This is a genomic window from Candidatus Chlorohelix allophototropha (assembly GCF_030389965.1).
Lineage (GTDB): Bacteria > Chloroflexota > Chloroflexia > Chloroheliales > Chloroheliaceae > Chlorohelix > Chlorohelix allophototropha.
Map to the genome: position 1 here is coordinate 1,132,995 of NZ_CP128400.1, position 23,731 is coordinate 1,156,725.

Annotated in this window: 20 protein-coding genes; 12 read left to right on the forward strand and 8 right to left on the reverse strand. The window is 45.2% G+C overall.

The window, feature by feature from the left end:
• Positions 1–76 precede the first annotated feature (76 nt).
• Positions 77–514, reverse strand: coding sequence for a DMT family transporter (locus OZ401_RS17510; protein WP_341471740.1), 438 nt, complete (start codon positions 512–514; stop codon positions 77–79).
• A gap of 1,176 nt (positions 515–1,690) precedes the next feature.
• Between OZ401_RS17510 and OZ401_RS17515 the strand changes: the two genes are divergently transcribed.
• The 7 genes from OZ401_RS17515 (at position 1,691) to OZ401_RS17545 (ending at position 12,171) form a co-directional block, all read left to right on the forward strand.
• Complete coding sequence (locus tag OZ401_RS17515) at positions 1,691–3,838, forward strand: Agd3-related carbohydrate deacetylase (protein ID WP_341471741.1); 2,148 nt, start codon at positions 1,691–1,693, stop codon at positions 3,836–3,838.
• Between the two features lie 13 nt (positions 3,839–3,851).
• A complete protein-coding gene (gene pelF / locus OZ401_RS17520; RefSeq protein WP_341471742.1) occupies positions 3,852–5,468 on the forward strand; it encodes a GT4 family glycosyltransferase PelF in 1,617 nt (538 codons plus the stop codon).
• Between the two features lie 28 nt (positions 5,469–5,496).
• Positions 5,497–7,041 (forward strand): hypothetical protein, encoded by a 1,545-nt coding sequence (locus OZ401_RS17525; protein ID WP_341471743.1) that lies wholly within the window; start codon positions 5,497–5,499, stop codon positions 7,039–7,041.
• 110 nt (positions 7,042–7,151) lie between these two features.
• Positions 7,152–8,267, forward strand: coding sequence for an MJ1477/TM1410 family putative glycoside hydrolase (locus tag OZ401_RS17530; protein ID WP_341471744.1), 1,116 nt, complete (start codon positions 7,152–7,154; stop codon positions 8,265–8,267).
• Positions 8,268–8,387: 120 nt separating this feature from the next.
• Positions 8,388–10,259, forward strand: a complete 1,872-nt coding sequence (gene glmS / locus OZ401_RS17535; RefSeq protein WP_341471745.1) for a glutamine--fructose-6-phosphate transaminase (isomerizing) — start codon at positions 8,388–8,390, stop codon at positions 10,257–10,259.
• A 59-nt stretch (positions 10,260–10,318) separates the two neighbouring features.
• Positions 10,319–11,347, forward strand: a complete 1,029-nt coding sequence (galE, locus tag OZ401_RS17540) for a UDP-glucose 4-epimerase GalE (protein WP_341471746.1) — start codon at positions 10,319–10,321, stop codon at positions 11,345–11,347.
• A 134-nt stretch (positions 11,348–11,481) separates the two neighbouring features.
• Positions 11,482–12,171, forward strand: a complete 690-nt coding sequence (locus OZ401_RS17545; protein ID WP_341471747.1) for an HAD family hydrolase — start codon at positions 11,482–11,484, stop codon at positions 12,169–12,171.
• Positions 12,172–12,706: 535 nt separating this feature from the next.
• Here the strand turns inward: OZ401_RS17545 and OZ401_RS17550 are convergent.
• Positions 12,707–13,813, reverse strand: a complete 1,107-nt coding sequence (locus tag OZ401_RS17550) for a homospermidine biosynthesis protein (RefSeq protein ID WP_341471748.1) — start codon at positions 13,811–13,813, stop codon at positions 12,707–12,709.
• A 176-nt stretch (positions 13,814–13,989) separates the two neighbouring features.
• Between OZ401_RS17550 and OZ401_RS17555 the strand changes: the two genes are divergently transcribed.
• Positions 13,990–14,724 carry a hypothetical protein gene (locus tag OZ401_RS17555; protein WP_341471749.1) on the forward strand — a complete coding sequence of 245 codons (735 nt, stop codon included), beginning with the start codon at positions 13,990–13,992 and terminating at the stop codon, positions 14,722–14,724.
• A gap of 37 nt (positions 14,725–14,761) precedes the next feature.
• Here the strand turns inward: OZ401_RS17555 and OZ401_RS17560 are convergent, their stop codons facing one another.
• From OZ401_RS17560 to OZ401_RS17580, 5 genes are all read right to left on the reverse strand, one after another.
• Positions 14,762–15,682 (reverse strand): alpha/beta hydrolase, encoded by a 921-nt coding sequence (locus tag OZ401_RS17560; RefSeq protein WP_341471750.1) that lies wholly within the window; start codon positions 15,680–15,682, stop codon positions 14,762–14,764.
• Positions 15,683–15,722: 40 nt separating this feature from the next.
• Positions 15,723–16,721 carry a CobW family GTP-binding protein gene (locus OZ401_RS17565; protein ID WP_341471751.1) on the reverse strand — a complete coding sequence of 333 codons (999 nt, stop codon included), beginning with the start codon at positions 16,719–16,721 and terminating at the stop codon, positions 15,723–15,725.
• Positions 16,722–16,851: 130 nt separating this feature from the next.
• Positions 16,852–17,001 (reverse strand): hypothetical protein, encoded by a 150-nt coding sequence (locus OZ401_RS17570; protein WP_341471752.1) that lies wholly within the window; start codon positions 16,999–17,001, stop codon positions 16,852–16,854.
• Between the two features lie 179 nt (positions 17,002–17,180).
• Positions 17,181–17,324: a hypothetical protein gene (locus OZ401_RS17575; protein WP_341471753.1), complete on the reverse strand. Its 144-nt coding sequence runs from the start codon at positions 17,322–17,324 to the stop codon at positions 17,181–17,183.
• 38 nt (positions 17,325–17,362) lie between these two features.
• Positions 17,363–17,548 (reverse strand): hypothetical protein, encoded by a 186-nt coding sequence (locus OZ401_RS17580; protein ID WP_341471754.1) that lies wholly within the window; start codon positions 17,546–17,548, stop codon positions 17,363–17,365.
• A 276-nt stretch (positions 17,549–17,824) separates the two neighbouring features.
• On the opposite strand from OZ401_RS17580, the gene OZ401_RS17585 reads away from it, so the two are divergent.
• The 4 genes from OZ401_RS17585 (at position 17,825) to OZ401_RS17600 (ending at position 23,147) form a co-directional block, all read left to right on the forward strand.
• Entirely contained in the window at positions 17,825–19,159 is a 1,335-nt protein-coding gene (locus OZ401_RS17585) for an AI-2E family transporter (RefSeq protein WP_341471755.1), read from the forward strand.
• Positions 19,160–19,423: 264 nt separating this feature from the next.
• On the forward strand, positions 19,424–21,697 hold the full coding sequence (locus OZ401_RS17590) for an MMPL family transporter (protein WP_341471756.1): 2,274 nt from the start codon (positions 19,424–19,426) through the stop codon (positions 21,695–21,697).
• 128 nt (positions 21,698–21,825) lie between these two features.
• A complete protein-coding gene (locus tag OZ401_RS17595; protein WP_341471757.1) occupies positions 21,826–22,614 on the forward strand; it encodes a ParA family protein in 789 nt (262 codons plus the stop codon).
• 14 nt (positions 22,615–22,628) lie between these two features.
• Positions 22,629–23,147, forward strand: coding sequence for a GNAT family N-acetyltransferase (locus OZ401_RS17600; RefSeq protein WP_341471758.1), 519 nt, complete (start codon positions 22,629–22,631; stop codon positions 23,145–23,147).
• Between the two features lie 63 nt (positions 23,148–23,210).
• Here the strand turns inward: OZ401_RS17600 and OZ401_RS17605 are convergent, their stop codons facing one another.
• Positions 23,211–23,648, reverse strand: a complete 438-nt coding sequence (locus OZ401_RS17605; RefSeq protein WP_341471759.1) for an SRPBCC family protein — start codon at positions 23,646–23,648, stop codon at positions 23,211–23,213.
• Positions 23,649–23,731 lie beyond the last annotated feature (83 nt).

Consider the following 23,731-nt stretch of genomic DNA (forward strand, 5'->3'; position numbering starts at 1 on the left):
TTTATAAAAGAGTCGGGAATTTGCATTTGACTATATTTACAACCTAACACGACATAGTGAGCAGTAAATAAGTCTATCATTTTATCATCAGATAAGAACCGCAAAGCAATAAGCCCATAGCAAGGATACGGGTAAAATCGATGGGGCGAGTTGCCAAGCCAAACCAACCAAAAGTGTCAAGCAATAAACCCATAAAAAGCTGACCCACCACTATAAGCGACAAAGCTGATGTTGCTCCCAGTTTCGGAATGGTATAGCTTAAGGTTAGATAAAGCACCACTCCTAAACTTCCTAGTCCGAACATATACCAAGGCAGACTTCGCCAATTTTGAATCTTTTCACCACCACGCACCAGCAATAACACCCCTGACACAATGGCACCGCTAACGTGAATAATGAAACTGCTAGAGGTACCACCCACTCGCTCACTTATAACCCCTGATAGGGGTGATTGGATACCAACTGCTACTCCACCTAACAAGCCGAGAAACACGCCTAAAATAGTTTCTATCAATTAATTTTTGCACCTTACCTTCAACATACATTAACGCAACAACTTGCACCAAATAAATCTGCAAGGCTTGCATTCTATAATTCTACGTACTCACAGGCAAATTGTGGGTTTTGATAGCCGAGGAACACTAAGCGCTTGAAATCTAGGCTAGGTGTTGGAATATATTTGCCATACTATAAACTGTTTCTCTTCGGTCACCGTGGGAACGGTTCAGTAATAAGCGTATTGGTAAAAAAATAAAGCAATTAAATCATGTTCAAGTTGTGTCGAGCTTAATTTTTGTTCAACTTTTAGCAATTGTGAAAATTTGGTAAAAAATCGATCTCATCTACGTTTAATATTTATTCAACATTGTTAATTATTAATACATTGTAATTTTACTGTCTTGACGAAAGTATATAAATTTGTTAATATCTTTTTATATATTTAACGTCTTTAAATTTAACATCTTTTTATGGTGATGGTAAAACTCTTAGTTAGTTTAGAGACTGGTATGTTACTTTAATAAGTAGCATTTTGTTGGGCAAGGTTATGATGGATCAACGTTACACTAATCACTAGCACGTAAGATTCCACCTTACGGTTGGTACTATCTGCAAACCCCGTTACCTCCCTACATCCAGCATTTGTTGTAAAACAGTTTCGTCAGCTTCAATTGCCAACGAAACAGACCCGCAGTAACACACATTTTAAACCGGATGTGAAATTGCAAACATTTTGCAAGCCAGAATACTGGTTATTTAGCTATGTGACATTGGCATAATGCTAACCAAACAGGCTATTTATTCGATTTGATTTGTGACCGAAATGAAGAACAGAAATTATCAGCGATGAACAGCCTGGGACTAGGTTAAAATAATCGATTGGTTTTCTCTAGTTGGAATTAGTAAATAATTAAGTGTGTTTTTTACCAAATTTTTATCTAGATTAACCTATTATTTAATCTTTTTTCCTCAGTGCAATAATTATTCAAGGGGTTTTAATATGCCTAATCAAATGTTGTAAATTAGCATTTGATTAGGTGTTAATTTTCTATCGGCTTCTAGCTTTTTCTATCTACTGTAGCTAGAGGTTTAGTTTAGTATTGCCAAAAATCAAAGGATTCCCCAGACCAATATTTGGATTCTGGCATATGAATCAAACAGTGAAAGTATATCCTTGAGGAGAACTAGAAACATGAGACAAAAAAAACTACAGCGTATTTTTATTATTCTGGCGGTATATCTTTTGGTGGCGGCGGCGCTAGCACCGGCGTTCACTGTGGAAGCAGCTGGTAAGAAAAAGAACGCCACCCACACCATCTCGAAGGCTCCTGTAAGCGCCCCTGTAGTGCGCTCTGTACCACAAGTACCGGTTTCAATACCTGACAGCAATAAAAGAAATACAAGAGGCGCGACTGGCAACGGATTTCAGGGGGCTGCCAGTGCAATAGCGGCTGGTTCATCCCAAATCTTGGCAACTGCGGCTCCTCTTGCAGTTACCGCAGCAGTTACACCTGTAGCAAATCCCATCATTGATGCAAACATTTTGGTGATTGCAGCAGACGGCACCGATGTAGAACTGCCGGCTATTACTCAGATTTTGGATAGTATCGGTACGCCATATACCGTTTTCAAAGGATCCTCCCCCGCTCCTGATACAACCGTTAATCGGCTTACCAGTTTGCTTTCGGATAGCAGCAGCCACGGCTACTTTCAGGGCGTAATATTGACTACGGGTAATCTTGGTTATACTCCCGATAATGGCGCTACTTGGCTCAGCGGATTGACTGCCGACGAGTGGGCTAGCCTGTGGAACTATGAAGCCAGCTTCGGTATCCGCCAGTTAACTTGGTACACTTTTCCGACCGCTGATTACGGTTTCCAAACCGCAATAGCCGGAATTAGTACTGATACAACTGCTCTACCCGGTACACTAACTACAACTGGAAAAACAATATTTACCAGTGTTAATTCTGCTAATCCGGTAAATATTAGTCAAGCTTGGACTTATCAATCAAAACCTGCCGCCAGTGACGCTACTGGAACTGTCACGGCTTTGATGACTGATATGCAAGGTAATGCTCTGATAAACCTCAAGAATTACCCGGACGGGCGACAGAACATTGCGTTGACCTTTGACGGCAATCAATATTTGATACACACTATTCAGCTTTCGTACGATTTAATCAGTTGGGTTACCAAAGGTCTGTTCTTGGGCGACCGCCACGTTTACGTCAGCCCTCAGATTGATGATATCTTTATCCCGGATGATATCTGGACACCTACTACTCCCTGCGGCACCAACGTGGAGCTAACTGGCGCTAGTTATAGAATGAGCGGCGCTGATGTTAAGGCTAATGTCAGATGGCAACAAACTAAGCAACTTAATACAATCAGCAAAACTCTTCGCCTGAATATGGTCTACAACGGAACCGGTATGGCTGGACAGTTGGAAAGCCCAGACCTCACCACCGACAGAAATTCACTAACGAGCGTGGCTGTTGCAAATCAATCCCAGTTCTACTGGATTGACCACACCTACTCGCACGCCAATCTTGATGCAATTACTTATGCAGATGCTCTATCGGAATTCAGCCAAAACATTGCCCTTGGCAAATCGAAATTTAGCAAATTCAGCCCTCTAAACTTGGTACAACCGGATGTATCTGGTCTGAATAATCCTGCTGCTATGCAAGCTGCCTACGATAGCGGGATACGCTATGTGGTATCGGATACTTCCAAGTTGACTTCCGCTACCATTACCCAAGCGCAGTATGTAAATACTACGTCAGGCAAGCAAATCTTGGCTATGCCGCGCTATCCCGTCAACCTGTTCTACAACGTATCTTCTCCTCAAGAATGGGTCGCTGAGTACAACTGCTTGTACAACGGCTTCTGGGGACGGAACCTGACCGTAAGCGAAATTATCGACAAAGAGAGTAATACTCTGTTGCTCTATATGCTGAAGGGTGACCTTAACCCTTGGATGTTCCACCAATCCAACTTACGCGCTTACGATGGAACCCACTTTTTGTTAGGCGATCTAGTTGATGCAGCCTTGGCGAAGTACAGCAAACTTTCGACTGTTCCGATCGTCAGCCCTAGCATGGATCAATTGGCAACAAGTTTCGCAAACCGTTTGACTTATAGCCAAGCAGGTGTGACGGCAACCATCCAGAATGGCGCTGTAGCTGGTACCAAAACTATAACCCTGACCGCGAAAAAAGCCACTAAAGTACAGGTCACCGGGTTAAAGATTAGCGGGGCTGAAACTTATGGCGGTAAATCCATCGCCACCATCACTCTGAAAGCTAATCAATCCGTTACTTACCAGATAGTATAACAGGAGAGCAGTTGTGGCTAAACCAATCTCAGTGCTTATGACAACTGAGGGCACTTACCCCTTCTTCGAAGGAGGGGTAAGTACCTGGTGCGATGTGCTGATTCGGGAAATGCCGGATATTCAATTTGAGCTTTTATCTATGGTTGCTCAGCCGGGATTAAAACCCCGCTATACCCTCCCCACAAACGTTAAGCATTGTGCAGCTATGCCATTGTGGGGCACCGGGGGTGTCAACGAACTTCGTTCTGAAATCGGCACGCGCAAATTGCACCGCATGCGTAGTGGCATTAATGACAGTGTTATGAAATCCGATTTTGAAAAACCCTTCAAGATGCTGCTAAAAGGTTTGTTGGAAGATAAACCTGACTTTTTCAAGCTGAAGGAAGCGCTACGGATACTGGTACGGTTTTTTCAGAAACACGATTACGATAAGGTTTTTCGACATCCACTTACGTGGGAAATCTTTAAAAACCAAATCGATGATATCAGCCCGATTTTAAAGGAGCAGTTTCCTGAAGCTTGGCCTCCTTCACTTAGCGATGTAATTGAAGCGCTACGCTTACTATATCGCTGGTTAACCCCACTGGCATTGCCGGTTCCTCAAGCCGATTTGGTACACGCCAGCGCAGCCGGGTTGTCTAGTCTGCCGGGCATTATCGCGAAACTAGAACATGGAACGCCCCTATTACTTACCGAACATGGAGTTTACTTGCGCGAGCGTTTGTTGTACTGGGCTAAAGAAGATTTGAAGCCGTTTATAAAGTTTTTCCTCGGTCGTGTTACCCATCGTCTGGTTGAATTGAGCTATGAGATGTCCGATATCATCGCTCCGGTGGCAAATTGGAATGCACGTTGGGAACAACACCTTGGGGCAGACGTCGAGCGGATTAGACCTATCGCCAACGGAATTGACCCTAATCGCTTTTCGCCCCAACCAATGCCCGACCGATCTGTTCCTACCCTAGTCTGGGTTGGTAGGATCGACCCGCTTAAAGATGTAGTGACACTGATTGAGGCAATGGCGCTAGTGAAAAAGGCTATCCCGAACGTAAGCTTGTTGATCTACGGCAAAGCTCCCGTCGGCAACGAGGCTTACAATCAACTTTGTCTAGACCGCCAACAAGAACTAGGACTAGAAGAAACAATTAAGTTTATGGGCTTTGCGCAAAGCCCCGAACACGCCTACGCAAAAGGGCACGTAGTAGTGCTTTCCAGTATTTCAGAAGCGCTTCCATTTTCGTTAATAGAAGCAATGTTTTGCGGACGACCCGTAGTAGGGACAGATGTAGGGGGTGTACCGGAAGTAGTAGGCAAGGCAGGGCTAGTAGTTATGCCCCGCGACCACAAAGCTATGGCGGAAGCCTGTATTGAACTGTTGAGCGATCTGTCCCACTGCGAGGTGTTGGGGGAACGCGCCAGAGAGCACGCTCTAGAAAAGTTCACACTGAAGCGTTGCATCGATTCCTATGCGGAAACTTATCAGCAATTAGCGCTTCAGAAACATAAAGTTGCCGAAATGCCTACTGTCGATAACAGAGGTAGCGAAAAGAAACTCAAAGGTTTTGCATTCCCCAAACTAGCTTTTAACGGTGTGTTCAATAGTTTGAGTGTCAATCTCAAAGAAGATTAGTTGTCTAGCTCTGTCAGCAAGGAAGTATATGAAAACTCTCGGGATTTTTGAGAATACCTTAGAACAAACGTCTCTAGCACTCCCTTCCGAAATGCTCCTAGAGTTGGCAGCAGTTTTGGAAACACAGGGCATCACCGATGCAGTAGCAGTAAAACAGGGAGCCAATAATGTGTTTGACTTGGCGCATCGCCAGTTAAGCATTAAAAAAGAACCAGCGCCACCAACTCCAATTACTCCTTCTAAAGCAACTAACCCAACGCTTTTGAAAAATTGGGTGGTCTACTTGCGGGGTCCACTAACGGTGTGGGTGATGGTAGTACTCCTAGTCTCGGTTAATTTTTACCAGATTACTCTTCAGGATTTGGGCATACCTAGCTTATCTATTATGCTGGGTCTGGTTTGCGGAATAATTCTGGTTGGTGGTCTGATGCAGGTGCTAGGCTGGCGCCTTTCTATGATCCATGGCAAAGATACCGGGCATCCTCGGCGTTTGCTATTAGTAATGGGGTTAACGGCTTGTTTGAGCCTAGTTTTGTTAGTCACCTTAGCTATTGAAGGGTTGCTAATACTCGCGGACTCCCCTGTTTCTAGTCTCTGGGGCTTTGGAATTAGCTGCTGTGGTATTGCCATTCTGCAACTTATGAGCGGTATCCTGATGTTATTAAAGCAGCAAATCCAAATGGGTATCGGAATAAGTATCGGAATGGTCGTTACATGGCTACTGCATGTGACATGGCTAGGGCAATTTGGAGCACTTACCACCGTGATTTTTGGATATTTGCTGATTTCTACTATTCTGGTGGGTTTAATGGCAAAGACCTTCCGAAAGGTAGTCCGGCAGTCACAAAAACAGGAACATCTCTTCCTCCCACCTAAAGGTCAGTTTCTATACAAAGCCCTTCCTTACATAGTATACGGGGTGTTATCTATTTGCTATGTAGTAATAGGGCAACTTGGCGGCTGGTTTTCTCAATTGCCTGTTGGTTGGACTAAAGATCGGGCTATCGGAGCCTTGAATATTGTGCATATGCTGGGTCTGATATCGGTACTGTTAACTCAGGGCATCTCCGAGTCAACCCTAAACAACTTCTGGCCTTTCATCAACAATGCTCAGCAGCGGTTGCGTTTCAATCATCAATCTGAAATCAACAGCGAGGCACGCTATTTTATTAAAAGCCACCTGAAAAAACTACTAGTAATGCAGGTAATTATTTCTACCACGCTTGGCTTGGCAATATTTTGCATCTGGGAAGTAGCCGGGTTAAACCAGTCCCTAGGACAATTGCTACCTAATCTACTGGTACTCAGCCTGATTAGTTATGGCTTGCTGGCGTGGGGTCTTTATATCTGTGGTTTGCTTATAACAGTAATTCACACCTGGTCTGCTGTACGAGCGTTCTTCGCATCTATTGTTGCGGAAATTAGCGGTAGCCTGTTATTAGGCTTCTGGTTCGGTTTTGAAGCCAGTATTCTGGGAATGATACTTGGTGGGGTTTGTTTGGTGCTGCTAACCCAGCGTTGGCTGAACCGACTGCTGAAAACAACCGATTACATGTTATACCAAGCATTTTGATAAAACGCTTGCCCACCGACAAACTTGAGCAAATACAAAGGCTATCCGAAAACAGGTAGCCGCATCAAATCAAGCGGTTTAGACCCAGTGTTTAGTAGTGTCACTTTATTATGAATTCAAAGTTGTTCCAAAGACTATTGTTAAGCCTGTTATGTGCGTCATTGTTGGCAGTAGCAACCGGATGTACCAATGAAACCGACATAAGCACACAGGTTAGCGGCACTGCTAGGCAAACCCGCGCGGTTACTCTCGGTATAACGGCAGCAGAAAGGCGCGTTACTATAAACACGCCCAACTCTATTAGCTCTTCAGCAGCGCAAAGTCGCCCTACTACTGCGGTACTACCGTCTTTTGATTCGCAATGGCAAACAGTTAAATCTTTCGCGTATCAGCTCCAAAACATAGAGCTGAACCAACTAGAGCGCTCCAATTATGACCTTCTTATCCTAGATTATTCCAAGGATGGTAGCGAAGAAACCCGCTTCACTGCCAGCGAGATCAACGCGCTGAAAACTCGTCCGGGGAAATCGCCCCGACTGGTGCTGGCTTATCTGAGTATTGGTGAGGCAGAAGATTATCGCTGGTACTGGAATAACGCCTGGGATTCGGCTAAAACCGGCATTCCCTCTACTGCTGCGCCAAGTTGGTTAGGGACTTCCAATCCAGATTGGCAAGGTAATTACAAGGTGAAATACTGGGAGCCCGGTTGGCAAACGCTGCTATTTGGCACTCCAAACAGCTACATGGATAAAATTATCGAAGCGGGCTTTGATGGGGTTTATCTAGATATTATCGATGCCTATGAATATTGGGGTCCCGATGGGGAAAGTGGGTTGAATCGCCGCAGCGCAGAGCAGGAAATGGTAAATCTGGTAGAGGCAATAGCACAATATGGGCGACGCGAGAAGCCAGAGTTCGGGATATTCCCGCAGAACGGCGAGGCATTAGGGCGATACCCAGATTATGTGCAAACAGTTACCGGAATAGGGCGCGAGGATACTTGGTACGATGGCAATAAAGCCAATGCCAGTAGCGAGATAAAGGGAACACTTGCCGACCTAGATTTGTTCAAACAGGCAGGAAAATTGGTTTTGGCTACAGACTATATTACAAGTCGCCCTTTGATAGACGATTTTTACACTAAAGCTCAGGCTAAAGGCTTCCTTGCTTATGCTACCACCCGTGATCTTGACCAATTGACCATAAACTCAGGACATGAACCTTAAGAAAAATAGATGCGCTCAACAAGTAACAAACTGGTGAGGTTTAGTCCAGATAAAGGCAAACCGTGAGCGAACTGCCAAGAAACCTGACCGTTAATAAAATAAGTAGGAGGTGTAAATAAAATGTGCGGCATAATCGGTTATATAGGTAATAAACCCGCGCTTCCGATTATCATCGGGGGATTGGAACGGCTTGAATATCGCGGGTATGACTCAGCTGGAGTGGCTTTGCTAGAAAACAGCGGTAAATTTCAATTGCACAAACGGGTGGGCAAATTATCCAACCTAACCACCAGCCTTAAAGAAGAGTTACTGAACGAGGAAGCGTATGATTGCAAGTTGGGAGTAGGGCATACCCGCTGGGCTACCCATGGGAAACCGACTGAAGGCAACGCACATCCCCACCGCAGCCCCAATGAACAGGTAATTGTGGTACATAACGGTATTATCGAAAACTATGTGGGGCTAAAAGAACGTCTCGCCAATGACGGTTATCGCTTTAGCTTTCTGAGCGAAACCGATACCGAGGTTTTAGCGCACTTGCTAGAACGCTATATGACGGTGGAGGGTTTATCGCTAGAACTAGCTATGGAGGAAGTGCTAGGCGTAATCAAGGGTACGGCTGCCATTGTGGCTTTCACTATTAATGAGCCGGATAAAATTGTATGCGCCCGTCTTTCTAATGCGGGTGCTGTAGTCATAGGTTACGGTCAGGAAGGGGAAATGTTTGTCGCCAGCGATATACCCGCCATTTTACCCCACACCCGTCGTATGTCTTTTCTGGACAGTGGCGAAGTAGCAGTTCTTACCAGAGAGGGCGCTAGTTTTTTCAACCAAAAACACGAACTGGTGCAAAAAGAAATTATTACCAGTACCGCAGATGCTATCAGCGCAGCTAAGGGTGGTTACAAACATTTTATGCTGAAGGAAATCCACGACCAACCGCAGGCTATCAGCGATACCTTACTGGGTCGGGTGGATTTACAAGCTGGAAAAGTTAGGCTAGATACCATAAAACTCTCGGAGAATGAACTTGCCGAGATAGAGAAAGTCACTATTACCGCTTGCGGTACAAGTTGGCACGCTGGATTAGTGGGGAAATTCCTGATTGAAGAACTGGCAGGATTACCAGTGGAAGTGGATTATTCCAGCGAGTTTCGCTACCGTGACCCGATCCTTTCCAGTAAAAACCTATTGGTGGCAATTACCCAGTCAGGTGAAACGGTGGACACGCTGGCGGCAATGGAGGAAGCCCAACGCAAGGGAACCAAACTTATTTCCATTGTGAATGTGGTGGGAAGCCAAGCAGCCCGGATTGCCGATGGAGTAATTTATATGCAAGCGGGACCGGAAATCGGAGTGGCTTCTACCAAAGCTTTTACCGCTTCGCTGGTGGATTTGGTGTTGTTAGCGGTTTATCTGGGGCAGCTTAGAAAAGTGATAAAGCCGCAACGGGCTTTAAGTTTGTTAAATAGCTTGGTTCTTTTGCCAAAACTGATAGAAGCAACCATTTCCGAAGATCGAATATACGATCAGATTGCCCGCAAGATAACCAATGCCAACGATTTCTTGTATCTGGGACGCTGGATTAATTACCCGGTGGCGCTGGAAGGAGCCTTAAAACTAAAAGAGTTGTCCTATATTCATGCCGAAGGTTATCCGGCAGGTGAAATGAAACACGGTCCGATTGCTTTGGTGAACAAAGATTTGCCAGTGGTAGCAATTGCCACCAAAGATAAAGTATATGATAAGGTTGTTTCAGCCATAGAACAGGTAAAAGCTCGCGATGGATGGGTACTGGCGATAGGCACTGAAGGCGATAATCTGCTGGCTGAAAAAGCCGACCAGATTATTTACCTACCCGAAACCGACCCTCTGCTTACTCCGGTGTTGGCGGCATTACCGATGCAATTGCTCAGCTACTATATAGCGGTGCGGCGAGGTTGCGATGTGGATCAACCCCGCAATCTGGCTAAAAGCGTTACGGTGGAATAATAACGGGGCTAAAATAAACTTCAAGTTCAAGATTACATTAAACTAGGAGAAATAAATTTATGAGAGTGCTTGTCACCGGGGGAGCGGGGTATATCGGTTCGCATACTATTATGGAATTACTGAAGCAGCAGCATGAGGTAATCGTGCTGGATTCGCTCGAAACCGGATATATCGAAGCGTTAGTAGAATTGGGAATAGTAAATAGGCTCGTTGTAGGCAGCACCCAAGATGCGCAATTATTAGATCGGGTTTTTCGCGAGTATAAGCCAGAAGCGGTAATCCATTTTGCCGCCTACAAATCGGTAGCCGAGTCTATCGAGAATCCCAACCGATATTTTCAAAACAATGTGTTCGGCACCACCACCCTGCTGGATACGATGGTACGCCACGGGGTAAAAAATCTGGTTTTCTCCTCTACCTGCGCAATTTTCGGGACACCAAGCTACTTGCCCGTACAGGAACACAATAATAACACCAATCCTGAAAACCCATACGGGGAGAGCAAATTAATTGTAGAACAAATTCTGCGCTGGTATGACCGAGCGTATGGGTTAAAAAGTGTCTGCCTACGTTACTTTAATGTGGCAGGAGCAGCGGAAGGTGCTAGAATCGGGGAGGATTGGACTAAAGCCCAAAACCTGATACCGGTGGTATTAAAGGCGGCGCTGGGAGTAATCGACAGTGTACAGGTATTCGGTTCGGATTATCCAACCCATGATGGAACCTGCATCAGGGATTACATTCATGTAGTTGATTTGGCGCAAGCTCATATCCTGTCAATGGAATATTTGCTAACAACCAATACCGCCACCTGTTATAATCTTGGAACAGGCAAGGGCAGTTCGGTTATGGATGTTATCCAGACGGTTCGAAATATAACCGGCGAGAATTTCAAAGTAATAATGAGTCCGCGTCGTCCGGGTGACCCGGCAGCAATTTGGGCAGATAGTTTTAAAGCGGTTCAGGAATTGGGTTGGAAAACCAGATACAACCTAGAGGATATGATCCGAAGTGCGTATCAGTGGCATAAGTCACATCCCAACGGCTGGCGTCAATCGGATAGCGAAGTATTAATTCCAATGGGTTAATAACTAACAAAAAGACTGTCCCCATTTATAGAGAGATATAATAAGCGGTCACAACAAACCAATAATACCGGCAGCAATTATCTTACCGGTATTATTGGTTTTTGCTCAAAATAAAATATTTTAGGGATAAATGTATGAGCCAACCAAACCAATATGTATTTCTGTTGGATGTTGATAACACGCTGCTGGATACCGACAGCATTTCCGCCGACCTACGCGCTTATCTTGAACAGATTTTCAGTAAGGAAGCCCAACAACGATACTGGCAGATTTTTGATGAACTAAGAGAGGAATTGGGCTATTCCGACCATTTAGGAACATTACAACGCTTTCGCGTGGAGAACATGAACCAACCCAACTTGATTGATGTTTCTCTTTATTTGTTGAACTATCCTTTCAAGGCGCGCTTGTTTCCCGGGGCACTGGAATTAATCGAGCGTTTTCGTAGTTGGGGAACGGTTGTTATCCTGACAGACGGGGATGCGGTATATCAGCCACACAAAATAAACTGCGCTGGTCTGTTAAAAGCAGTGAACAGAAAGGTACTTGTTACAATCCATAAAGAACAACAATTAGATCAAGTAGAATTGCGCTATCCGGCAAGCCATTACATTATGGTTGATGATAAGTTGCGTCTATTAACCGAAATCAAAAAAAGATGGGGTATGGGCGTAACCACCATTTTCGTGCGCCAAGGACACTACGCCCATGAGCCTGATATCTTTTTAAAATATCCCCCCGCCGATTTAATGGTGGAAAACCTCGCTGCCCTCCTTGACTATGACCTAGAGCTTATACATGTGGATAAAGGAAGGTCAAGATAGACTATGCAAGGTAAATAAAACCGGGTTAAACCCAAATGGCAAACCTTGTTAACTCCAGTAGTACGTATGCCGATAGGGGTAAAGTGCTGAAGCGAGCGCTTTCCAGCCCAACTCACACTATTTGCTGTTTCCTGAACTCAGGCAATACCTGTATTTAACCAACTCGATATTTCTCACGCACATATATGCAATAGTGAGCAAAGTCAGATGCAAGCCTTGTTCTTTCCACCTAAACCCCAGAAACTACATCAAAAGTACTAGTTTTTCGATTAGCGTGCTACTTTTCAGTGCTATTTGAGTTTAGGTATAGGACAAATGCTAGTTCATCAAAATCGGTAAAGGGAGGTTGAATATTACTACGACTCCTAGGGGTACTTATTGGTTATACACGTTGGGCTTCATTCCATAACTTAAATATTGGTTCTTTTTCCGACTTCTTCTAGCCTTTTTCCTATCCATATTCTTAACCCAACAGTGTCAAAAGCCCGGTCAATGTGACTGGGCTTTTTTTGAGCATGTACAAATTTGATTCCTATCAGTTGCCTTCTTGTGAGAGATAGTGCTTCCGAGCGGTTTCACGTAAGTTGGAAACCAGTTCATCTCGGCGGTCGTAAAGTCGTTTCAGAGGACGTTGCGGAGCGCGATCAATTACATAGGATGCCATGACGGGTATCGCCACCGTGCTATCGAGGTAACACACTATGCTGTCCGGCAACTGTTCGGGGTCAACCTTGCCCCATGTCATAGCCTCGGAGGGAGTCGCACCGGAGAGACCACCCGTATCAGCCCGCGCATCTGTTACCTGAATAAAGTAATCATGCCCCTTCTCGGCAATGCCCAATACTTCCTGAATCTGTGGCTCAGTTTGCAGGATAAAATTCTTGGGACTACCACCGCCAAATATCAGCACTGCGCTTTTGCCGCCTTTAGCTTTAGCATCATATACAATTGCGGTTGTCTCGTTCACATCCGCTTCCGGGTCGAAGCCAATCTCAAGCCCCATCAACTGTAGCGCAGCAACGTTCATACCTAAAGTGGAATCACCCGGACTAGAGGTATAAATCGGTACGCCTGCCTCGTAGGCTGCCCCTAGCACAGAACGATATTCAATGCCCAACACTTTTTCCCGCTCGCGTAAGTATTTGCCTAAGCCGTTGTGCAATTCTGAGGTACTCATGCGCTTCTGAAATTCCGGCAAACGCATCACCTCACGCAGGTAAGCATCGGATTTCAGCAACACTTCCTGATCGAAAAGAATGTCGTAAATGCGAATGACATGCTCTTCCCGCAACGCCAAGTCATCGGTAAAAGGGGTACTCTGGAAAAGCTCAAACCCAAGAGAACGATGAATATCGTGGTATAGGTTCGCACCCGTTGAAATAATCCAGTCGATATAACCACCCTCTATCAGTGGAACGAGCGCGGAATAACCCAACCCGGTGGGAGTCAATGCGCCGGAGAGAGTCACCCCCACCGTTACATCCGGCTGCATTACCTTGCGCGCCAGCAGTTGGCAGGCTTCGCGCAGACGGGCAGCATTATAGGCAAACAGATGTTCATCTACCATCTGCGCCACCGTCAAACCCTTCTGGATTGGGCGCGGGTCTAGTTTGCGCCCATAAACCCTCTTTTCATCAGCCATTTGCGAGAAAAACTCCTTTTGTTTCAACATTTTGAAAGTTTGCCGTCTAATATTATATACCAATCAGATAAGAGGGATATTGAAAAACAAGTCGCCTGAAATTCAGAATAGGGATTTACTTATCCGGCTATAATAGAAATAAAAGTGTGCCAAAAATAGTATGAAAGGAGCATTGGATGTATCCACCGTCTGGACAACATGAAAATCCCCAAGAAAACCAGCCACAATACGGTTTCCCACCACCAAACGGACAACCCGGCAGTTATCCACCCCCTAACTATCCACCGCCGCAAGGAGCTTACCAACAGCCACCACCCCAAAATGGTTTCCAGCAACAGGGTTATGGTTATCAACAACCGCCCGGCTATTACCAACCGCAATATGTTCGCACTCCGGTTGGATTAAACAATCAGCGCACCGGGCTGCGCTTGTTAATTTTTCTGGTATTTTTTCTGGTTATTTTTGGCGCGGTAGGTTATTTTAGCTGGAATATTTTTAATCAAGCCAATGGAGTGATAAAAACGGTTGCCAACAGCATCGGAGAACTGAGCGTATATCCCGGGGCGGTAAAACTGAACCTGAAGGATAGCTATAAAAGTACCATCACTAACTTCCCCAACCTAAAAATAGAGGTGTACGCAACCGGAGATTCGCCTGATAAAATAGCCGATTTCTTTTATAACAAAGAGTTTGACCAGAAGGGTTATAACGTGGCTATGACCGATACCAGTACGCCAAGCCGAGGATTTGCACGTTTGCTTCAAGGTTTTGGCAGTAATGGGGCGCGCGCCGAAGTGCGAATCCTGACTCCGGCAGCAATCTCCGATGCTACAAATGATAGTGCGCAAACCCAAAATAAAACGGTATTTGTGGTGTTGTCTTCCAACCCATTGGAAGGAGTGTTCAAATAGCTTTTCGAGGCAGTAGCGCGAGAATAAAGAGTGGCTTCTAGCTCAATTCGAGTTTGAAGAAGGCAGTAACGCGGCTAATATACTCTTGGGGATATGTCTCAAAAGCCTGTACATGCTCCACGCCGGGCAAAAGCCATGTTTCGGTTATGTTTTTGCCGCCTGCCTCTTTTAGCGTATAAAAATTCTCAACCGGAACGGTAGTGTCTGCTTCCCCATGAATTAGAAATAAATGGCGGTCGCCGAGGCTTTTTATAGCTTGCACAGGTTTGGAAGCCTCAATATCCACATCGTAAAATAGCCGTCCGAACACCAACACACCCGGAAATACAAACTGGAGTAGCAAAGGATAGGTCGCAACGCGAGAGGCTTGTAGGTGGGCGAAATCGGCGTATGCCGAGTCGCTAACGGCGGTTTTCAAGTCGGGTATATCGCTCATTGCCATTATGGTTGAGGACGCACCCATACTCCATGCAAGTGCGCCAATATGCTGGGACGCAAATCCTCTGCTTTTGAGGTAATTAACCGCCCCTACCACATCCCATTGTTCACGCTGCCCAAAAGAGTAGTGATCGCCATCGGATTGACCGTGTGCCTCTAGATCGAACAAAAGCAGGCTATAGCCAGCGTCCCAGAGCGGTTTTGACAAGGACAGACCAAATCTGCGCGTGGCATCGCGCCCATGTACCAACACCAATACTTTGTTTGAAGCGGAGTTAGGTACAAACCAGCCCCGCAATGTCGGTTTTTTATCACTTGCAGCGGGAAAAGATACATTTTCGTAAGTTAAACCGTAAGTAGCGGGGGTTTTATCACCAAGCGAGCGGTCTTTTGAGGTGGTAAAAGCGTTGGCATACAAATAGCTTGCCCCAAGATAGCTAGAAACCAACAGACAAAAAAAGACGAAAAGGCTAAGCCTTAACAGGCGCAGCCCTTTTTTCTTTTCTCCGGAAGTTCTCATTGTTAGCTACTGATGATGTTGATTATAGATCAGGCAAAACTCACGCTACAATGCAGGCTTCGATTTGTTCCAAAATCCAAGCTTTATCCAGATTTTGCCCGATGAATACCCCACGCATTAGCGAAGGACGGTGACGCTGGAATGGCAAAACGCGCACATAACCCGGCATTTGCTGAAATACATGGGGACGCTCATCTCCTTCAACCCACAAAAAGCCTTTAGCTCGATATACATTAGACGGCAGATTTTTAAGGAATTGTTCAAAAGCGTCTTTGTTTAGCCTCAAATCCATATCAAAATCCAGCGTGTGCAAGGACATATGCGCATCCGCCTCACCATGGTGATTATGAGAATGGTCGTGTTGGTGATGGGTATGTTCTTTTTTGGCAGCGTTTCCAGCCCCAACACTACGCGCCAAATCAAGTAAAGCCTCAATTCCGGCTTCCGGCAAACCTTGCTGCGCGGGAAATATCTGGGCTTTCGGATTAAAACCGATCAATTGCTCTTTCAAAGTCAGAGCATCTGCTTCGGTTACCAAGTCGCATTTATTCATCACCAGCACATCGGCATACTCTACCTGACGTTGGGCAAGGCGGGTTTTCTCGGCAAGGTCATCAAAACGTAGAGCATCTACCACCGAAATAATGCCGCCTACTTCTACCGCTTCCCACAGAGCAGGATCGGTTAATTCATCCAGCATATCGGCAGGGTCAGCCAGACCGCTCGCCTCCAATATTATCAAATCGACTTTAGGATGAATAGACATTTGGATAAGGGCGGGTATCAAATCACCTTCGGCTGTGCAGCAAATACAACCGTTGGAAAGCTCGGAGAGCATCATACCCTCTTGCCGCATCATTTCACCATCAATTGAAACCGCACCGAATTCATTTACTATCAAGCCGGGTGTCATGCCGTTCTCCAGACACCAACCGATAAGTTTTCCTAAAAGGGTAGTCTTGCCACTTCCCAAAAAACCTACCAGTACATAAGCAGGTTTGCGATTTAATTTGGTTTCTTTTACGGGCGAATCTATCATTAGCATTATCCTCATTTTATTTTTTGTTACACAGCTTTAATTATAGCTTTTTGTTAAGGCTTACTGCAAACCCGACAATAAAAAAAGAGGGGTTACTTTCCCCTCAACAAGTATATTCTATTATAGTAGCTTAGCTTTGCGCGTTCCAATCGTCGCGAGGGTCATAGCACCCACTCACAAAACCGTTTCGGCGCTTATCTGCGCCCCATTTCAACGCCGCGAGATCGAGAAGCGCAAACAGCAATACTATTACTACAAATCCAACCATTACTTCCAACATTTTATTACCCTCCAGTACTATAAAATCAGCCTGTGAAGTTTATATATTTAGCGCGAACCTGTTAATTATCGGCTCAGCAGTATTCTTTTATAAATTCGTCTATATCTAGTGGTGTGCGATTGAGGTAGAAAAGAGGGATAAATTATCCCTCTTTCCTGATTATGTATGTGAAATCTCGCCTAGTAGTGGGGATTCCAGTCCTCGCGAGGGTCGTAGCCATTTGAATTTTCGCCCCGACGCATGTTTTTACCCCATTTTACAGCCACGAAATCAAAAAGGGCGATCATAGTAACTATTAGAGTGATTGCTAATATCAGTTCCATTTTGTATCTCCTAAATTCCGATAACAACTTTGTTCCGGTTAATGCGCTCTTCGAAGCCGAAGATTGTGACGGTGTTGCGTTTTATTATTAGTATTGCTTACTTTTTCATTTTTTGAACGGGCTTCTAACGCCTCAGCAACCTGACGATCGTGATCGGCAGATTTTATATACTCGCTAACTCGTGAGATTCCAATCTTTTCAAGATCATAGTAAGTTAACGTCATTGTTTCCCTCACTTTTAATAACTATTTGTGTTTGTTAAGTTTAATTCTTTCACAGGATAATCATACTAACCGAATGAGTTTTATGTAACAGCCAAATAACCGGGTTTAAAGACTGGTTTTATACTACATAATTGCACGTGTCTAGGCTAAACGGCTTAGTAACCATATAAGCCTATTTAATTCTTTTTTCGAATATTAACTGTTATAATGGGCTAAACAATTGGAAAGCTGAGCAAATTTACTTCCGTAGTAAAAAATAGAACAGGATTCTGGAAAATGCCAAAAAATAACCAGAACGCAGCGGTATCAGCAAAGCCTCAACCTGAGGACAAACCGCAAGAACCCACCCTTTTGAATTGGGCGCAAAGCAAGATACTCCGTACCGAAAAATTAGGGCGACTGGCGCTGGTGATGGTCATTGTCCTTCTTACCTTTACCCTTTTCTCAATTGCTTGGGGTATATTTGCTACCTTCTCTGGGCTTATCTTGCTATTTGTAAGCGCATGGCTTTTAGCCTTATTGTTGACCCCCATTACACGTCTTCTTATCAATATGGGTATCCCAAAACTGGTATCCGTCGTCGGCAGTTATCTAAGTGTGCTGGCATTGTTGGCTATTTTTATGGTGTTGGTTGTGCCGGGTTTGATAACCCAAACCCAAGACCTTATAGGCAGCCTTGGCTCAATCTCCAACGAAATCCAAAAATCGCTCAATGATTGGCTTAAAGGGCTAGGGCTAGGCAGTATTAGCATTAACGATTTCGTAGGGGCATTGCAAACCTTCGGCACCGATGTATTGAAAAACGCCCTGAACACTATCACCGGAATAGCCGGGTTTATAATCCAGTTATTATTGGTATTTATTATTTCTTTCAGCTTGCTAGCAGGTCGCAGATATACAGATACAAATCCTTATAGTAATGATATAGATGATCGTTCTAGGCTCTGGAGGAAATTTCCACCAAGTTGGCTCCAATTCTACAAACGTTTGCAACAAAGCCTTGAAAGCAATTTTGGCGTTTTTCTTGGCGGACAGCTTACAGTCGCGGTTATTTATGGCATAACCGTAGGTATATTAATGTCGGTTACCGGCTTTAAATATTCTGTTACCACCGCGTGTGTGTGTGGTTTACTAATGATAATTCCCTTCTTCGGAGGACCACTTTCATTATTACCACCTTTGCTGGTAAGTTTTGGTAGTAAAGAAGATAGACCAATAATTATTGTCCTGATTATTCTCTTTGTAATTCAAACTGCCTTGTTGAATGTTATTCTTCCAAAACTTGTGGGCGGCAAAGTCGGAATCGGACCGCTTACCACACTTTTTGTGTTGTTAGCAGGCTCACAGGTGGGTGGCATATTTGGAGTCTTGCTGGCAGTACCTCTGGCAGGGGTTGTAAAAAATATGACAGAATACCTACTGATAAAAATTGAAGAGGATGCCGATAAAGTGAATCCCGCACCTACTACCGTTACCGCCCCCTCAAAAGCTCAGACCAAAGCTGAGCAGACCAAAGCAATGGAGCAGGGCAATAAACTGACACCTAATGCCGAACCTCCTAGTCAGGTTGATATAGCCCTTGAAGCGCTTATCAAAAGTAATGACTCTTAGAGTTTTTACAAAACCTTACCAGCGGTAAGCCAAGTTATTTTCAATAAACCTCGGTTTAATATTAGAGTGGCACAATAATGCCGCTCTTTTTTTACCCCAAAGACCACCCCAACTAATACTTTTGACCTACCTTATTCCAAAGCAAAAGCCCTAGCCGCTTTATCACCCATCGACGCATCACAAGCGCAGATTACTGCCCTAAAATCAACCCTGTAACCACTGACATTATTTAACAAGCATACAAGAGAGAAATGAGGTTTACAAATGGCGAGAAATTACATCGGTAGAAACGCCAAACCTGTTACAGTAAAAATAGCAGCGTTTAGCGCACGGCACCGCTGGCTTGTATTCGGACTCTGGTTCGTATTGATAGCCGGACTGGTTTTTGGCAGCAGCGTAGTACCTGCCACTGATAAAAAATATGACGCTTATGCAAGCTTTGATTGGGAATCGGTAAAGGGCTGGAAAGCATTAACGGCTGATGGTGGCGAAACCAATCCGCAGATGGATTTCTATCTGCTTGTATCTAAATCCGGTCAAAATGTCTCCGACCCGGCTTTCAAAGAAACAGTCGGTAAAATGACGCAAGCTTTAGGTAATTTCAAATATACGGAAAATGGCGCAACTCAACCAGTCTTTACCAAACTGGTCAATCCTTACGAAGCACCAGCCGAGGCAGGATTAATTTCTCAGGACGGTACAACCGTTAGAATTTACGGTCAGATCGAAGAACTTGAGAGCTGGCAAAATATGAAGGAGCGCCTCGAACCAGTCGAACCAAAATTGACCGATTTGAAAGCACAATTCTCTGATTATAATTTGCTGGTTAAAAATACTTATTTTAACTGGGCTTCTGCCTCGAAAGAGGGTAGTAGCGAAGCAATGCAATCGATGCTGATAACGCTTATACCTACCTTCCTAATATTATTCTTTGTCTTCCGCGCTTTCGTAGCTTCGATTGTGCCTCTAATCCTAGCAATTACCGCCATTGTAGGCACTACCGGCGTAATGAGTATTTACACACGCCTCACTGGAAATAATGATATTACACAGGCGTTGATGCTGGGAATTTTGATGGGATTAGCGGTTGCAGTAGATTACTCTTTGTTTGTAATTAGTCGTTATCGCCACGAGCGGCAATTGGGTCGCGATAAGCTGACTGCCATTGAGATTGCCAGCGGTACGGCTGGCAGAGCAGTATTTTTCAGCGGCGTGTTGGTAGCAATCTCAATCTCTGGTTTGTTCATTCTGGGTAGCATCTTCATCCCGATGGCGATTGGGGTTATCTCAGTGGTGTTGTTGTCGGTACTAGGCAGCATAACGTTCTTACCTGCAACACTCTCTATACTGGGTAAAGGCATTGAGTTTGGTCGTGTACCTTTCCTGAATAAGGGTAGCAACGATGGTAAAGGCTTCTGGGCTGCTATAGTAGGCGCTTCAATGCGCCGCGCAGTAGTTATCACAGTATTGGCGATTACCCTGTTAGTGGTACTTGCCAGCCCGTTATTACACATAAAACTGGGCATAAGTGTAAGCGCCGATCCAGTAACCGAAGGTCAAAAAGCTACTGCGTTGATCCAGCAGAAGTGGCCCCAGAGCGCCGACCTGCGATTGACTGTTACCGTTACCCAAGCTGACAAAGCGGATACCCAAGCAGCTATGAAGCAATTTGAAGTGGCATTGTTGCAAAAGCCCGGTTTGAGTGGTCCGGTGAGTTACATGTCCTCTCGCGATGGCAAGGTAGTAATGATGTCATTCTATCAATCCGGTACTTGGAATGACGACCGCAACATTGAAGTGGTCAAGCAATTGCGAAGTGAGGTTGTTCCTGCTTACTTTAAGAGCTTGCCGAATGTGGAAGCATATGTAGGTGGTATGACCGCCCAGAACATTGACCAGACCCAATTCTTTATGAACCCAACGGTATGGCTGTTTGTACTAGGCTTGAGCTTCCTTGTACTGCTAATGGTCTTCCGTTCGGTGGTAATACCGGTAAAAGCGATCATTTTGAACTTGCTTTCTACTGGTGCTGCCTACGGTGTGGTTATCCTGTTCTTCCAAGACGGGCGCGCTTGGATCAAGGGTATCGGTGTAATGGAATCTTGGTTGCCGGTCTTTATCTTCGCCATTATCTTCGGGCTTTCGATGGACTACCATATGTTCATCCTGACCCGGATCAAGGAACTGCGAGATGCCGGTTTCAAATCCAACATGGCAGTGCTGAAAGGTATTAGCAGCACTTCCGGTACAATAACCGGAGCAGCCGCAATTATGGTAGTAGTGTTCGGCGACTTCTTCGTGAGCTTGTCGGATGTGCAAATCCAACAGTTCGGGCTTGGTCTAGCAGTCGCCGTCTTCCTAGATGCTACAATAGTGCGCTGTATGCTGTTGCCGGCTGTAATGCGCTTGATGGGCGAGTTCAACTGGTATATGCCTAAGTTCCTGAAATGGTTGCCTACAATCACCGTAGAAAGTGAACCGGAACATCTCCCGACTCATACCACAGGTGAGAAAGAGACGGACTTGGCAGCCGCTTGATAAAAAGGGCTTAGTAACAGGGAGAAAATTGGCAAGTGGTTCGTACCTCTCGCCAATTTTCATTTGTAATTATGCTATAATCTGCTACAAGTACAGGTGTTCTTAGCTTTCTCAAGGGAGAAACCATAATGGCAAAAAATTCCGGGCGGGCTTATTCGTTAGGCTTGAGCAACCAAAAAGGTGGAGCCGCCAAAACTACCTCTGCTGCTGCACTTGCCGCCATATACGGGGAAAAGGGCTTCAGGGTATTAGGTATTGATAGCGACCCACAGGCACACCTGAGCCTACAACTGGGAGTAGATTTTCTGCGGGAAGAAACCTTGCGTGGTACGGTTTCCGACCTATATCTGGGAAAAGCCAGTGCAGAAGAGGTCACCGTACATACTCGCTTTCAGGGAGTTGATTTGATTCCCGCTTCCGTTGATCTGGCGGCGGTAGAAATCAACCTACCCGGTATGACCGGTTGTGATCTGCGACTCAGACGCGGTCTCGAGCCAATTCGAAACCTTTACGACCTGATTATACTGGATAGCCCCCCTAACTTAGGCAAGTTTGCAGTAAATGTGCTGAATGCTTCAGATTTTTTCATAGTACCGGTGGATGGTCCTTGGGGGCTACGCTCTGTCGATACTCTTTTGACATTGGCGCAGGACAACGCCGCCATTTATAACTTGCCCACCACCCTGCTGGGTGTATTCATTACCATGGGTGACCGTACCCGTATCATGCAAGGAGTTCGGGAAGAAGCAGAGCGTCGTTTTCCTAAGCATCTTTTTAAAAGCGAGATTCGACGTTCCACGCTTGCCCGTGAAGCGGCTGCCCTTGAAACTCCGGTGCCGCTCTACGCCTCTGATAGTGCCCTTGCCGGAGATTATCGCAGTTTGGCTGAGGAAATCGCCACTCGAATGGGACTTTAGAAAAGGAACGAGCAATGGAAGTCTCCCTCACCCTTGCAACCGGGAAAGATCTCCAAGCATTACACCATTTCTTTGTCTTTTACTTTACCGACCTGTCCGAGTTCGAGGAAAATATCATCCTGAATGAATACGGTTTACCCACTTGGGCACCCGATGGATTACCCGGACCTTCCAACATTGAAGAATGCGTGCGTATGAACTGGTGGATTCGCGACAATTGCCTGCTCTACCTGATTCGAGTGGAGGGCATACCGGCGGGCTTTACCATTATCTGTACCGACAAAGCGCATTTACTACCAAATGTAGATTTCGAACTGATGGATTTCTATATTGCCCCTAAATTCAGACGACAAGGAGTTGGACGCTGCGCTGCAAATATGGCGTTCAATCTTTTTCGGGGGGGAATCTGGCAGGTTTACGAGCTAGAGCGTAATTTTCGAGCGCGCTCTTTCTGGAAATCGGTTATTGAAGAGTACACCAAAGGTAATTTCCAACAACTTGATAGTGGCACTCAACAGCGGTTCCGCAATTAACCTCTGCTTCCATTGGAGCAGGCTAACCGGAGTTCCATTCAGGATTTGCCACTTGCCGAGCTTTTAAGAAAGCTTGCCTTCAAGTAGCCCTTTTAAAATTTCTAAATCTCTGGAAATTTGAGGCGACAAGGTAGGGTTAAAGACCAGCTCAAGAAATTTTAGATAGCCCTTTGGCACGACCTCCATTGAAAGACTCAAAATAGTGCCATTTTCCGATGGCTTAAATACATAATCATATACCCCTTCAACTGGTCCGCTAGTGCTTTTGACAATAAACCTTCTATCTTGCTCCAGCTCGGTAATCAACCAACCCACCTCGGCACGTTTCCAAAGAAGCTTCATCCGATTTATTCCATGCGAACCAACCAGAATAGGTCCACTGGAAGTTACTATAACTGCTTCTATCAAACCCGCCCATTGAGGCGCATTTGTAACATCTGTAACAAAGTTAAACACTTCAGATACCGGTTTGATAATCTTCACCTTTTGTACTATTTTCATTTGCCTATCCTTTCCAAAGTGCCGGGTTTATCAATAAGGACTTTGCCAGGTTGCCAAAGATTGTAGCACTTTTCTCCATTAAT